Here is a 13291-nt window from a genome sequence, read left to right as displayed (position 1 = left end):
GGCGGCGAACGCGGCCACCGCGGGGTCGCCGCCGGCGAGCCGCTCCAGCGCCGCCCGGCTGGCCGCCGGCTCGCGGAAGCCGCACAGCGCGTCGAACGGGTCCGACAGCGCGAAGATCATCTCCGGCTTGTGGAGCGGGTCCTTGTAGTTGCGCTCGGGCGAGTCGGCCGCGAGGCCCGCGGCGTTCTCGCGCTCGAACCCGGCGCGTGCCTGCGCCAACGAGGGGTGCGCCTGCAGCGACAGCGGCCCGGCCGCCGCGAGCACCTTGAGCAGGTAGGGGAGCCTGCCCGCCGTCTCGTTCCAGTGCGCGAGGTCGGTGGCGCCGCCGGTCTCCTCCGGGTCGAGGATGCGCGCGGGGGAGCCCGGGTGCGCGCCCAGCCACAGCTCGGCCTCCGGTGCCCCGCTCGGCTCGGTGCCGAGGAGGTGGGCGATCGCCGTGGTGGATCCCCACGCATAGTCGCGCGGGGTGTTGCCGATGCGCACAAACATCCGTCGTGTTCCCTTCCGTCGGGTTAGACCAAAGTACCAATCGCTTTGCCGCCCTCCTCGCGCGGTCCTTAGGCTGGCGGTCTCTGCCGACCCGCACGCACTGGAGCACACATGGCCTTCGAATCCCTCGCCAGCGACTTCTACGGCTTCGAGAACCTCCTGACCGAGCGCGAGCGCGAGTTCATCGCGAACCTGCGCGCGGCGCTGGAGACCGAGCTCAAGCCGATCGTCAACGAGTACTGGGAGCGCGCGGAGTTCCCGCGGCAGATCGTCGACGTGCTGCACGGGGCCGGCGCGATCGGGCTCGGCTTCGAGGAGACCGCGCCGTTCGAGAACTCGGCGGTGTTCCGCGGCTGGGTCGCGCTGGAGCTGGCGCGTGTCGACGCCTCGGTGAGCACCTATGTCGGGGTCCAGAACGGCCTGGCTCTCGGCGCGATCGGCGTCTGCGGCTCGGCCGAGCAGCGGGCGGAGTGGCTGCCGAAGCTCGCCAGCGGCGAGGTCCTCGGCGCGTTCGGGCTCACCGAGCCGGACTCCGGCTCCGACTCCGCCCAGGGCCTGCGAACGGTCGCGACGCGCGACGGCGACGACTGGATCCTCAACGGCTCCAAGCGCTGGATCGGCAACGCCACCTTCAGCGACATCACCGTCATCTGGGCCAAGAGCGCGGAGGACGGCCAGGTGAAGGGCTTCATCGTCCCGACCGGCACGCCCGGCTACACCGCGACGAAGATCGAGGGCAAGCTGTCGCTGCGCATCGTCCAGAACGCGGACATCACGCTCGAGAACGTGCGCGTGCCGGAGTCGCTGCGGCTGCAGAACGCGAACAGCTTCCGGGACACCGCGGCCGTGCTCCGGCTGACCCGTGCGGAGGTCGCCTGGGCCGCCGTCGGCGTCGCGGTCGGCGCGTACGAGGCGGCGCTGCGCTACGCGAAGGAGCGGGTGCAGTTCGGCAAGCCGATCGCCAAGCACCAGCTCATCCAGGACCTGCTGGTGAAGTCCATCGGCGACATCACGGCCTCCATCGCGCTGTGCACCCGGGTCTCGCAGATGCTCGACGACGACGAGCAGCGCGACGAGCACTCGGCGCTCGCCAAGGCGTTCGCGACGGCCAGGATGCGCGACACCGTCGCACGCTGCCGTGAGCTGATGGGCGGCAACGGAATCGTGATCGGCTACGACGTCGCCCGGTTCTTCGCCGACGCGGAGGCGCTCTACTCGTACGAGGGCACCCGCGAGATGAACACCCTGATCGTCGGCCGGGCGATCACCGGGGAGGCCGCGTTCGTCTGACCGGCCGAAACCTCCCGTTCGCCGAGCGCTAGGGTTGCTACGAATCCCTCGTTCCGTTCGAAGCAGGAGGACGCCCGTGGCGTGGTTGGTGACCGGAGGGGCCGGGTACATCGGCTCCCATGTGGTGCGGGCGTTCCGCGCAGAGGGCATCGGGGTCGTCGTGGTCGACGACCTCTCCAGCGGGCACGAGGAGTTCGTGCCGGCCGACGTGCCCTTCTACCGCGGTACCATCCTCGACGGCGCGCTGCTGGAGCGGATCTTCCGCGAGAACACGATCAGCGGCGTCGTGCACGTCGCCGGCTTCAAGTACGCCGGCGTCTCCGTGCAGCGGCCGCTGCACACCTACGAGCAGAACGTCACCGCCACCGCGGTGCTGCTCGCCGCGATGCAGGAGGCGGGGGTCGACGCGATCGTCTTCTCCTCGTCCGCCGCGGTGTACGGCACGCCCGACGTCGACATCGTCACCGAGGCGACGCCGAAGAGCCCGGAGTCGCCGTACGGCGAGTCCAAGCTGATCGGGGAGTGGCTGCTGCGCGACCAGGGCGTCGCCGCCTCGCTGCGGCACACCTCGCTGCGCTACTTCAACGTCGTCGGCTCCGGCGACCCCGCGCTGCGCGACACCAGCCCGCACAACCTGTTCCCGCTGGTGTTCGACGCCCTCGTGGCCGGCCGCACCCCGCGGGTCAACGGCGACGACTACCCGACGCCGGACGGCACCTGCGTGCGCGACTACATCCACGTCGCCGACCTCGCCGTCTCGCATGTCGCGGCGGCCAAGCGCCTGGACGCGGGCGAGCCGATCGAGGCGGTCTACAACCTGGGCAGCGGCGACGGCGTCAGCGTGGGCGAGATCATGTCGACGGTGGCCCGCGTCACCCACATCGCCTTCACCCCAGAAGTGGGGCCTCGACGGCCGGGCGACCCGGCGAGGATCGTTGCCTCAGGAGAGCTCGCCGCGCGCGATCTCGACTGGAAGATGCGCCACTCCCTCGAGGAAATGGTAGGCAGCGCCTGGGAAGCACGGCAGGCGGCGTCCTGACCTGCTGCTCGACGGGGGTAGACAGGTCGGGCGTGTCGCGATTGTTGCCGAGTCCCGGCGCGTCGTGAAGTCTCGACCAGGCGTTAAGGCTTTACGATTCGCGACTTGACGGAAGCGAATGACAACGGTGTAATTATGACGACACGATAAACGTGTCTCGGCAGTTAAGGGTGGGGAGACCGATATGGCAATTCCTGAATATCGTTCTGGGGTACCCGACGACTGGTTCATCGATCCGGTGCGACTCGGGGTTCCGGGGGTCCGGGCGGGGGTCGACGACGACAACCCGCTCGCCTGGCAGTCCGACGCTCTGTGCGCGCAGACGGATCCGGAGGCGTTCTTCCCGGAGAAGGGCGGCTCCACCCGTGACGCCAAGCGGATCTGCACCTCGTGCGAAGTCCGGTCGCAGTGCCTCGAATACGCGCTCGCCAACGACGAGCGGTTCGGGATCTGGGGCGGGCTCTCGGAGCGCGAGCGTCGCAAGCTCCGCAAGCGCGCGGGCTGACCGGGTCGAATACGCGCCGCGCCCGACGCACTACCGGGATCGGCGCAGCCCCAACTTAGGCTGACTCCCGATGTATCCGAGAGTCACCGCCATCGTCGTCGCCCCGAGCGGCGGCCCCCGCCTGCAGCGCACTCTCGACGCCCTCGCGGCGCAGACCCGTCAGCCGGACGCCGTGATCGCCGTCGACTGCGCGAGCACGGACGACGCCGCCCGCCTCCTCGCCGACGCCAAGCCCACCCAGCTCCTCCGCAGCCCGGAGAAGCTGCCCTTCGGCGCGGCGGTCGCGACCGCCCTGCGCGTGCTCCCGCCCACGACCTCGTCCGACGAGCTGCTCTGGCTGCTCGCCCACGACACGGCCCCCGAGCCGGAGGCGCTGGAACGACTGCTCGGCGCGCTCGAGGTCTCCCCGTCGGTCGCCGTCGTCGGCCCGAAGCTGGTCGACGCGGACGACGCGGCGTTCATCCGCGAGTTCGGCGAGTCGATGACGCCGTTCGGCGCCTCCCTCCCGCTGGTCGAGAACGAGCTCGACCAGGCCCAGCACGACGGCCTCACCGACGTCCTCGCCGTGTCGTCCGCCGGGATGCTCGTGCGCCAGCCGGTGTGGGAGGCCCTCGACGGCTTCGACCCGGCGCTGCCGAGCATCGACGACGGCCTCGACTTCTGCACCAGGGCGCGCCTGGCCGGCTACCGCGTCACGCTCGTCGCCCAGGCCCGCGTCGCCGTGGGCGGCGACGGGGTGGCCGGCCCCAACCTGTCGCGCAAGTGGTCGGTGCGCCGCAAGCTCGCGGGGGAGCGGCGCAGGGCTCAGCTGCACCGGCGGATGGTCTACGCCCCGGGCTGGGCGCTCGTCCCGCACTGGCTGACCCTCGTGCCGCTCGCCATCCTGCGGTCGGTGCTCCGCCTCCTCCGCAAGGAACCCGGCTCCGTCGCCGGCGAGCTGGGCGCCGCCTTCCGGGTGGCGTTCTCCGGGCTGGCCGTCAGCAACGCGCGCCGCAGGCTGTCCCGCGCCCGCACGGTGGGCTGGGCGGCCATCGCGCCGCTGCGCCTGCCCTTCGCCGAGGTGCGCCGCGGCCGCGCGCTCAAGCGTGAGGCGGCGATGGTCCGCCAGCAGGGCGAGCGTCAGGAGCTCGACTTCTGGGGCACAGGAGGCGGCTGGACCGTGCTCGCGATGCTGGCCGTCGGCGTCGTGCTCTTCTATCCGCTGGCCGGCTCCGGCGCGATCACCGGCGGCGGGATGCTGCCGTTGAACGCCTCCGTCGGCGAGCTCTGGGCGAACCTCGGCTACGGCTGGCGGGACATCAACCTCGGCTTCACCGGCGCCGCCGACCCGTTCTCCGCCGTGCTCGCCGTGCTCGGCACGCTCACGTTCTGGCAGCCCAGCGTCTCGCTCGTCGCGCTCTGGCTGTTCGCCCTGCCGCTGGCGGCGCTCGGCGCGTGGCTGGCCGCCGCGCGACTGACCGTGCGGCCGACGCTCCGCGCCTTCGCCGCCGTCGTCTACGCGCTCGCTCCGACGCTGTTCGTCGCCCTGCAGGGCGGCCGTCCCGGCGCCGTGCTCGCGCACGTCCTGCTCCCGTGGCTGTTCTTCGCCGGGCTCGCTGCGCGGCGGTCGTGGACGGCCAGCGCGACGACGGCCCTGATCGCCGCCGCGACCGTCGCCTGCGCGCCCGTGCTCATCCCGGCGCTCGTGATCGCCTGGATCGCCGCCATCGTGTTCGCCGGCCGGCGCGCGGCACGCATCGTCTTCATCCCGCTGCCCGCGCTCGTGCTGTTCGCGCCGCTGGTCCTGCAGCAGGTCTCCCGCGGCGCCTGGCTGTCGGTGTTCGCCGACCCCGGCGTGCCGCTCGACGCCCGCCAGAGCCCGGCCTGGCAGCTCGCGCTCGGCTTCCCGGACGGCGCGCTCGGCGGCTGGCACGCCCTCGCGCAGGCGTTCGGGCTCAGCGCGCTGCCCGCCAGCATCATCGTGCCGATCCTGATGGCCCCGCTCGGGATCCTCGCGATCCTCGCCCTCTTCCTCCGTGGCACGGTCCGGGCGATCGTCGCGCTGCTGGTCGCCCTGGCCGGTTTCCTCACCGCTGTCGCCGCCCTGCACGTCGAGGTCGCGGTGACCGGCTCGACGGTCGTCCCGATCTGGCCGGGCAGCGCCGTGAGCCTGTACTGGCTCGGCCTCATCGGCGCGGCCGTGCTCGCGCTCTCCGCGCTCCGCCGCGGTGCTCTCGCCCCGGCCTGGATCGCGATGGTGACCATCGCGATCGCCGCCGTGCCCTCCGCTCTCGCGACCCACGACGGCCAGGCGGCCGTGACGGCGAGCGACGGCCGGACGATGCCGGCGGTCGTGACCGCGAAGGCGGCCACCCAGCCGAGGACCGGGACGCTGCGGATCACCCCGCAGCCCGACGGCGGCATCCAGGCCGAGGTCGTCCGCGGCGCGGGGGAGACCCTCGACGGCCAGTCCACGCTGAGCTCCACCGCGCGGTCGCTGACGTCGGGCCAGCGCGAGCTCGCCACGCTCGCCGGGAACCTCGCATCGCGCAGCGGCTTCGACGCCGCCGGTGAGCTCAAGCGCCTCGGCATCGACTTCGTGCTGCTCACCCCTCCGGCGACCCCGCTGGACGAGCACGTCGGCGCGAAGCCGGACACCACCGCCGCCGACGCCACGCGCGCCCGCGCGGGCATCGCGATGGACGCGAACTCCCTCCTGGTGCCGGTCGGCCAGACCACGACCGGCTCGCTCTGGGCGTTCGACCGGGGCACCGCGGTCGTGCCGCCGGCCGCGCAGATCCCGCCGGACGCCGGCGGGACGTGGCGCCTGATCGTCCTCCTCGTCCAGGGGCTGATCATCGGCTTCACGCTGCTGCTGGCCATCCCCACCACCCGGTCGGCCGACCGCGTCGCGGAACTGAACTCCCGGCGTCCCGCCCGCAAGCACGGCGGCGAGCCGCCCGCCGTCGAGCCGGACGACGAGCCGGTGCCGCCCTCGGACGGCGACGTACCGGTCTCGGGCGAGAGCCTGGACGAGTGGGACGCCGAGCCGGAGGACGAGGCCGTCGTCGAGTCGGCGGACGAGGACGAGGCGCGCGAGGCGCATCCCGAGCCGGAGGAGACGACGTCGCCGCGTCCCGAAGCGGCCGCCACCCTGGAGCCGGTCGCCGCCACCCCAGAGCCGCCGGCCGCCACCGGCCCCACCGCCACCACTGGTCCCACCGCAACCACCGGCCCGACCGCCCCCGCGCACGACTTCGCCCTCCAGGCCGCCGTCTCGTTCGACGCGCCGACCACTCTGGAGGAGGGCCTCGACGAGACCATCATCCGGCCCCGTCCGGCCATCGAGAGGAGCGACCGTGGCTGACCGCCGTGCCCTCGCCCAGGGGGGCGTCCGCGCGATCGGAGGCCTCATCGGCATCGGGGTCGCCGCCGCCGTCATCGCGGGTGCGACCCTCATCCCGCTGTCCGGGTTCGCGATCGGCGTGCCGTCGAAGACGGTCCACCCCGTGCCCGCCGACCAGCAGCGGGTCTGCCCCGGCCCCGTGCTGGCCCTCGCGACCGACGCCGGGGAGGCCTCCCGCGCCAGCGCCATCGGGTCGTTCTCCGCCGTCTACGGCACGGACGGCTCCGGCACGCAGACGCGGAACCTCAAGCCGGACGCCTCCACCGACGGGCCGGACCAGGCCCCCCTCGCCCTGACCGCGGCCACGCCGTCGGGTGCGACCAGGCCGCCGCTGTTCGCCGGCGCGCAGGTGCAGAACGCCGCCAGCCCCGACCTCACCGGCCTCGCCGCCGCCTCCTGCGCCGAGGCGGGCGCCGACAGCTGGCTGGTCGCCGGTGCGACGACACTCGGGCAGACCAGCCTCGTGCTGCTGTCCAACCCGACCTCCGTCGATGCGACGGTCAACCTGGACATCTTCACCGAGACCGGGCGGGTGGTCGCTCCGGGCGCCACCGGCATCGTGGTCCCGGCCGGCGCGCAGAAGGTCGTCCCGCTCGCGGGGCTCGCGCCGTCCGCCACCGCACCGGTCGTCCACGTGACCACCACCGGCGGCGCCGTCGTGGCCACGATGCAGCAGAGCTTCGAGCAGGGCATCGACCCGCGCGGCGTGGAGCTGGCGGGCGCGACGGCGGCGCCCTCCCGCGTGCAGACGATCGCGGGCGTGACGATCGCGTCGCTCGCCGCGATCACCGCCGCGCAGTCCGCCGAGAGCGTGGGGGTGGAGTTCCCCACGGTCCGCCTCTTTGTGCCGGGCACCCAGGACGCCCAGATCACGATCGGCGCGGTGGGGGAGACCGGCACCGCCGCCGGGAACTCACTGGCCCAGACCGTGAAGGCGGGGAACGTGGCCGAGATCCCGCTCGATCACCTCAAGGACGGGAACTTCACCGTCACCGTCCGCTCGGACGTCCCGGTCGTCGCAGCCGTCCGCACGTCGGTCATCGGGACGAAGACGCGCGACTTCGCGTGGTTCGTCTCGTCGCCGCCGATCTCGGACTCCCAGCTGGTCGCTGTGCCGCCGGGGCCGAGCCCGCGGCTGCACTTCGCCAACGGCGGGGAGAAGGACGTCAAGGTGAAGATCCAGGGGACGTCAGGGGCGCCGATCGCGCTCACCGTGCCCGCGGAGGGCGGGGCCGGCACGGCCGTGCCCAGCGGCCGCTACACGGTCACCGGCGCCGACGGGCTCGCAGTCGGCGTCAGCTTCGCCGCAGACGGCCAGACGAGCAGCTTCGCGGTCTCGCCCGCCGGGCCGCTCGCGGCGCCGATCGAGGTCTACCCGAACTGAGCCGGGCGCCGGTCAGAAGTGCCGGAAGCGGTCGGGGGCGAGGTCCCACGGGTCTTTGCCGAGCAGCTCGGCGACGGCGCGGAAGACGCAGCCCTCGATGTACATGCGGCGGTGCAGGTCGTCGTCGCGGTGCAGCTTGGTGAGGCGCTGGATGGGCACGCGGTAAAGCACGACGCGGCGGCGCGCGTGGTCGACGTACCAGCGGTCGACGCCGTCGCTCCCGGTGTTGCCGACCGGGGTCGCGGCGACCTCGAAGTGGACGTCGGCCAGCTCCTCCGGCCAGACGCCCTTGAGGTAGTCGGCGGTGGAGGCGACCGTCATGTCGAAGAAGTCGATGCGGTTCTGCAGCATCGGCAGATGCGGTCCCGTCACCGGGCCGCGCGCACCGCGCCCGTGACGGCTGCGCCAGCGGCTGGTCGCCGGAGGGTTGCTGCTGGTGCGGCGGTTGCGGGGCATGTCGCAATCCTACGTCGGCGGGGCTCCGGTAGTCTGAGCCCGATGTTGAGCCGCCCGTGTTCCCGTGTCGCGTGTCCGCGCGACGCCGTGTCGACGCTGACCTACGTGTACGCGGACTCGATGGCGGTGCTCGGACCGCTCAGCCTCCACCACGAACCCCACTCCTACGACCTCTGCGCCATCCACGCCGAGCGCCTTTCGGCGCCGCAGGGCTGGCAGATCGTCCGGCACGAGGTCTTCGGCGAGATCAAGTAGGGTGACCGGGTGCACTCAACCGACTCGATCGACGACTTCCGCGACGCGCTCTCCGGAGTGATCAAGACCTACGATGTGCGCGGGCTGGTGGGCTCCGGACTGACCCCGGAGATCGTGACCGCGATCGCCGCCGCCTTCGTCGACGAGATCGGCGCCGCGGGGTCGGAGGTCGTGGTCGGTCACGACATGCGCGACTCGTCGCCGGAGTTCGCCGCGGCGTTCGCGCGCGGCGCGCAGGACCGCGGGGCGGACGTCGTTTCGATCGGGCTGTGCTCCACCGACGAGTCGTACTTCGCCTCCGGCGCGCTGCAGGCCCCCGCGGCGATGTTCACGGCGAGCCACAACCCGGCCACCTACAACGGCATCAAGCTGTCGCGCGCGGGCGCCCAGGGGCTCAGCTTCGACACCGGCCTCGCGGCCATCCGCGACCGCGCCGCCGTCTACCTCGCCGAGGGGCTGGAGGCCGTCGCCGAGCCCGGCTCGTACCGCGAGCAGGACGTCCTCGCCGACTACGCGGCGTACCTGCGCGGCCTGGTCGATCTGAGCGGCATCCGCCCCATCACGATCGTGGTCGACGCGGGCAACGGGATGGGCGGCCTGACGGTCCCGGCCGTGCTGGGGGAGGCCGCGGGACTGCCCGCCCTGCCCATCCGGATCATCCCGATGTACTTCGAGCTCGACGGCAGCTTCCCCAACCACGAGGCGAACCCGCTGGAGCCCGCGAACCTGGTGGACCTCCAGGCAGCGGTGGTCGAGCACGGCGCCGACCTGGGCCTCGCGTTCGACGGCGACGCGGACCGCTGCTTCGTCGTGGACGAGACCGGCGCCGCGGTGTCGCCGTCGGCGGTGGCCGCGATCGTCGCCCTGCGCGAGATCGACCGCGCGCGCGCCGAGGACCCGGAGGCCCCGATCACGGTCATCCACAACCTGATCACCTCGAACATCGTCCCGGAGACGATCGAGTCCGCCGGCGCGATCCCGTACCGCACCCGGGTCGGGCACTCGCTGATCAAGGCGGCCATGCGCGAGACGGGCGCGGTCTTCGGCGGCGAGCACTCCGCGCACTACTACTTCCGCGACTTCTGGAGCGCGGACAACGGCATGCTGGCCGCGATGCACATCCTCGCCGAGTTCGGCTCGCAGGAGCGGCCGCTGTCGGAGCTGGCGGCGGCGTACAGCCCGTACGCGCAGTCGGGCGAGATCAACTCGCCCGTCGGCGATGTCCCCACCGCCTACGCTCGCGTCGTCGAGGCGTTCACCGGCCGCGCCGAGTTCGACGAGCTGGACGGTCTCACCGTCATCGGCCTCACCGACGAGACCGAGCCGTTCTGGTGGTTCTCAGTGCGCCCGTCCAACACCGAGCCGCTGCTCCGGCTCAACGTGGAGGCCGCGGACGCGCCGACCATGTCCCGGGTCCGCGACGAAGTGCTGGCGCTCATCCGCGCCTGACGCTTCGTCCTGACGTCACCCCTCTGGCGCCCGCCGGCGCGCATGGGACAATATCCCCATGCCTTTGCCCGTCACTGACACCTCCCTGCCGTTCCGCGTCGCCGACCTCTCGCTCGCCGAGGCTGGGCGCCACCAGATCCGGCTCGCCGAGAACGAGATGCCCGGCCTGATGGCCCTCCGCGCGGAGTTCGGCGCCGCCAAGCCGCTCGCCGGCGCGCGCATCGCCGGCTCGCTGCACATGACCGTGCAGACCGCGGTGCTCATCGAGACCCTGGTGGCCCTCGGCGCGCAGGTACGCTGGGCGAGCTGCAACATCTTCTCCACCCAGGACGAGGCGGCCGCCGCGATCGCGGTCGGCCCGGAGGGCACCCCGCAGGCGCCCGCCGGTGTCCCCGTCTTCGCGTGGAAGGGCGAGACCCTCGAAGAGTACTGGTGGTGCACCCAGCAGATCTTCGACTGGAGCACGGAAGCCGCCGCCGCGGGCGCCGACTGGACCGGCCCCAACCTGATCCTTGACGACGGCGGCGACGCCACCCTGCTGGTCCACAAGGGCCGCGAGTTCGAGCTGGCGGGCGCGGTGCCCGACGACGCGGAGGGCGACAGCCACGAATACCGCGTCATCCTCGCCGCGCTGCGTGCCTCCCTGGCGACCTCGACCGACCGCTGGACGCGCGTCGCCGACGGCATCCTCGGTGTGACCGAGGAGACCACCACCGGCGTCCACCGCCTCTACGAGCTGGCCAAGCGCGGCGAGCTGCTGTTCCCGGCGATCAACGTCAACGACTCGGTCACCAAGAGCAAGTTCGACAACAAGTACGGCATCCGGCACTCGCTTCCCGACGGCCTCAACCGCGCCACCGACGTGCTGATGGGCGGCAAGGTCGCGTTCGTGGCGGGCTACGGCGACGTGGGCAAGGGCGCTGCGGAGGCCCTGCGCGGCCAGGGCGCCCGGGTCATCGTCAGCGAGGTCGACCCGATCAACGCCCTCCAGGCCGCGATGGACGGCTTCCAGGTGACCACGCTCGACTCCGTCATCGACCAGGTGGACATCCTCATCACCGGCACGGGCAACCTGAACGTCGTCACCCTCGACCACATCCTCGCGATGAAGCACCTCGCCGTCGTCGCCAACGTCGGCCACTTCGACAACGAGATCGACATGGCCTCGCTGGAGGCGCTGCCCGGCGCCGAGAAGGTGGAGATCAAGCCGCAGGTGCACGAGTGGCGGCTGCCGAACGGCCGCAGCGTCCTGGTGCTGTCCGAGGGCCGGCTGATGAACCTCGGCAACGCGACAGGCCACCCGAGCTTCGTGATGAGCAACTCCTTCGCCAACCAGGTGCTCGCCCAGCTCGAGCTGTTCGTCTCGACCGAGGCCTACCCCATCGGCGTCTACGTGCTGCCGAAGCACCTCGACGAGAAGGTGGCGCGCCTCCACCTCGACGCCCTCGGCGTGAAGCTGACCACCCTCACGGACGAGCAGGCCGCCTACATCGGCGTCCCTGTCGACGGCCCGTACAAAGTCGACCACTACCGCTACTGATGGCGCTGGAATTCGCGGACCGGGAGCTGCCCGGCGGCCTCATCCTGCGCCTGCGCCGTGAGGAGGACGCCGCGGCGCTCGCCGCCGCCTACACGCGCAACCGCGGCCACCTGGCCCCGTGGGACCCGACCAGGTCGGACGAGTTCTTCACGGAGGCGGGCCAGCGCGCCCGCACGCTCGAGCTGCTCGCCCTCCGCTCGCTGGAGACCGCGGTGCCGCTCGTGATCGTGGACGGCGACGAGATCGCCGGCGGCATGGACCTCAGCAACATCGTCCGGGGCGCGTTCCAGAGCGCGATGGTCGGCTACTGGCTCGACCGCGACCACACCGGCCGCGGCCTCGCGTCGGTGGCGCTGGGCGCGGTGGTGGACGCCGCCCGAGACGACTACGCCCTGCACCGCGTGCAGGCGGCGACGCTGCTGGCCAACCACGCGTCGCAGTCGGTGCTCACCCGCGCCGGATTCGAGCGGATCGGCGTCGCGCCGAACTACCTGAAGATCGCGGGCCGCTGGCAGGACCACGTGCTGTTCCAGAAGATCCTGCACGACTGACCCGGCGCTGAGGGCGGGTCGCTATACCTCGGCGAACGCCCGCACCGGGAACGTCCCGAAGCCCTCGACCGCCGGCGGCGCCGCCGTGAAGCGCGCGCCGCTGGGCGGGAGGTCGCCCAGCCGGGTGAGGTGCTCGACCACGTGGATGCCGTGCGCCAGGAGGATGCTGTGCGCCGGGCGCGAGCCGTCGTTCTCGGTGTCGTCGATGTTGAGCGAGTCGATCCCGACCAGGGTGACGCCGGCGTCCGCCAGGTGCTGGGCTCCGGCCTCGGTGAGATACGGGGCGCCCGACGCGTAGGCCGGCGTGCCGAACCGGGTGTCCCAGCCGGTGTGCAGCAGCACGGCGGTACCGGCCAGGTCGCGGTCGAAGAACACCGCGGCCGGGATGCCGCGCCCGGGGGCGTCCGTGAGGTGGAACACCTCGGCGGGCAGCCCGACGAGCGTCGACAGGTCGAGTGCGGCGAGGTCGCCGCCGTCCGCGTAGCGGTGGTACGGGCTGTCGAGGTAGGTGCCGGTGTTGCCGATCATGGTGATGACGTCCATCGCGAACTCGGTGCCGGGCGCGTAGCGCGCACGGGAGTCCTCCCGGGTGAGGTGCGGGGTGATGGCCGGCGCGGGGAGGCCGGGATAGGTGACCAGGCCGGCGCGGATGCGGTGGCTGAGGTCCACGATCCGGCGCGGGGCGGAGTCGCCCGCGGTGGCGGCCGGCGTCGGCGCGACGCCGCGGCTGCCGCGGTGCGGTTCGGCCACGATGCGCAGTCCGCGCAGCTCGACGGCGCCGACGAGCGCGAGACCGAGGTGGCGGACGAAGAGCTCGGCGACCTCCGCCTCGCCGATGGACTCGGACGGCACGTCGAGGCGGAAGCCCTCCGCGGTCAGGCCGCCGCCGTTGACGAACGACACGGACGCGTCGAAGTGGGCACGGTACTCGGTCATCGCTCGGGGAAC

General features: G+C 72.5%; 12 protein-coding genes. 9 read left to right on the top strand and 3 right to left on the bottom strand.

Translation table 11 applies throughout. The features are described 5' to 3' along the window. Positions 1-489: type I phosphomannose isomerase catalytic subunit (locus tag AC3A3H_RS10305; protein ID WP_487614465.1), on the bottom strand; the 489-nt coding region annotated here is incomplete at its 3' end. 111 nt (positions 490-600) lie between these two features. On the opposite strand from AC3A3H_RS10305, the gene AC3A3H_RS10300 reads away from it, so the two are divergent. From AC3A3H_RS10300 to AC3A3H_RS10280, 5 genes are all read left to right on the top strand, one after another. Further along, positions 601-1779: an acyl-CoA dehydrogenase family protein gene (locus tag AC3A3H_RS10300; RefSeq protein ID WP_487614464.1), complete on the top strand. Its 1179-nt coding sequence runs from the start codon at positions 601-603 to the stop codon at positions 1777-1779. A 76-nt stretch (positions 1780-1855) separates the two neighbouring features. Beyond that, on the top strand, positions 1856-2818 hold the full coding sequence (galE, locus tag AC3A3H_RS10295) for a UDP-glucose 4-epimerase GalE (RefSeq protein ID WP_487614463.1): 963 nt from the start codon (positions 1856-1858) through the stop codon (positions 2816-2818). A 184-nt stretch (positions 2819-3002) separates the two neighbouring features. Continuing rightward, positions 3003-3323 (top strand): WhiB family transcriptional regulator, encoded by a 321-nt coding sequence (locus tag AC3A3H_RS10290; RefSeq protein ID WP_179607589.1) that lies wholly within the window; start codon positions 3003-3005, stop codon positions 3321-3323. Between the two features lie 70 nt (positions 3324-3393). Further along, positions 3394-6669, top strand: a complete 3276-nt coding sequence (locus AC3A3H_RS10285; RefSeq protein WP_487614462.1) for a glycosyltransferase family 2 protein — start codon at positions 3394-3396, stop codon at positions 6667-6669. Continuing rightward, positions 6662-8092, top strand: coding sequence for a DUF5719 family protein (locus AC3A3H_RS10280; RefSeq protein WP_487614461.1), 1431 nt, complete (start codon positions 6662-6664; stop codon positions 8090-8092). Before AC3A3H_RS10285 ends, AC3A3H_RS10280 begins: the two co-directional genes overlap by 8 nt. A 12-nt stretch (positions 8093-8104) precedes the next feature. Here AC3A3H_RS10280 and AC3A3H_RS10275 read toward each other — a convergent pair whose 3' ends face one another. Continuing rightward, positions 8105-8548, bottom strand: a complete 444-nt coding sequence (locus tag AC3A3H_RS10275) for a metallopeptidase family protein (RefSeq protein WP_345836728.1) — start codon at positions 8546-8548, stop codon at positions 8105-8107. Here AC3A3H_RS10275 and AC3A3H_RS10270 point away from each other — a divergent pair. The 4 genes from AC3A3H_RS10270 to AC3A3H_RS10255 are packed head-to-tail and all read left to right on the top strand — an operon-like array spanning position 8450 to position 12343. Beyond that, complete coding sequence (locus AC3A3H_RS10270; protein WP_487614460.1) at positions 8450-8803, top strand: DUF3499 family protein; 354 nt, start codon at positions 8450-8452, stop codon at positions 8801-8803. The two genes, AC3A3H_RS10275 and AC3A3H_RS10270, sit on opposite strands and share 99 nt — an antisense overlap. Before the next feature lie 9 nt (positions 8804-8812). Continuing rightward, positions 8813-10252 (top strand): phosphomannomutase/phosphoglucomutase, encoded by a 1440-nt coding sequence (locus AC3A3H_RS10265; protein WP_487614459.1) that lies wholly within the window; start codon positions 8813-8815, stop codon positions 10250-10252. 58 nt (positions 10253-10310) lie between these two features. Beyond that, entirely contained in the window at positions 10311-11792 is a 1482-nt protein-coding gene (ahcY, locus tag AC3A3H_RS10260) for an adenosylhomocysteinase (protein ID WP_487614458.1), read from the top strand. Next, a complete protein-coding gene (locus AC3A3H_RS10255) occupies positions 11792-12343 on the top strand; it encodes a GNAT family N-acetyltransferase (RefSeq protein ID WP_487614457.1) in 552 nt (183 codons plus the stop codon). The genes ahcY and AC3A3H_RS10255 overlap by 1 nt, the downstream gene beginning before the upstream one ends. A gap of 21 nt (positions 12344-12364) precedes the next feature. Here the strand turns inward: AC3A3H_RS10255 and AC3A3H_RS10250 are convergent, their stop codons facing one another. Continuing rightward, positions 12365-13279, bottom strand: a complete 915-nt coding sequence (locus tag AC3A3H_RS10250) for a cyclase family protein (protein ID WP_487614456.1) — start codon at positions 13277-13279, stop codon at positions 12365-12367. Positions 13280-13291 lie beyond the last annotated feature (12 nt).

The sequence above is a fragment of the Leifsonia sp. Soil_N53 genome, from assembly GCF_057655165.1.
The sequence above is the reverse complement of the archived record's forward strand: the minus strand, read 5'-3'. Positions and strand labels throughout refer to the sequence as shown.

Excerpts from the sequence above, each read along its gene's own strand:
- AC3A3H_RS10300 (WP_487614464.1), top strand. The coding sequence starts at position 601 with ATGGCCTTCGAATCCCTCGCCAGCGACTTCTACGGCTTCGAGAACCTC.
- AC3A3H_RS10290 (WP_179607589.1), top strand. The coding sequence starts at position 3,003 with ATGGCAATTCCTGAATATCGTTCTGGGGTACCCGACGACTGGTTCATC.
- AC3A3H_RS10285 (WP_487614462.1), top strand. The coding sequence starts at position 3,394 with ATGTATCCGAGAGTCACCGCCATCGTCGTCGCCCCGAGCGGCGGCCCC.
- AC3A3H_RS10270 (WP_487614460.1), top strand. The coding sequence starts at position 8,450 with ATGCGGTCCCGTCACCGGGCCGCGCGCACCGCGCCCGTGACGGCTGCG.
- AC3A3H_RS10275 (WP_345836728.1), bottom strand. The coding sequence starts at position 8,548 with ATGCCCCGCAACCGCCGCACCAGCAGCAACCCTCCGGCGACCAGCCGC.
- ahcY (WP_487614458.1), top strand. The coding sequence starts at position 10,311 with ATGCCTTTGCCCGTCACTGACACCTCCCTGCCGTTCCGCGTCGCCGAC.
- AC3A3H_RS10255 (WP_487614457.1), top strand. The coding sequence starts at position 11,792 with ATGGCGCTGGAATTCGCGGACCGGGAGCTGCCCGGCGGCCTCATCCTG.
- AC3A3H_RS10250 (WP_487614456.1), bottom strand. The coding sequence starts at position 13,279 with ATGACCGAGTACCGTGCCCACTTCGACGCGTCCGTGTCGTTCGTCAAC.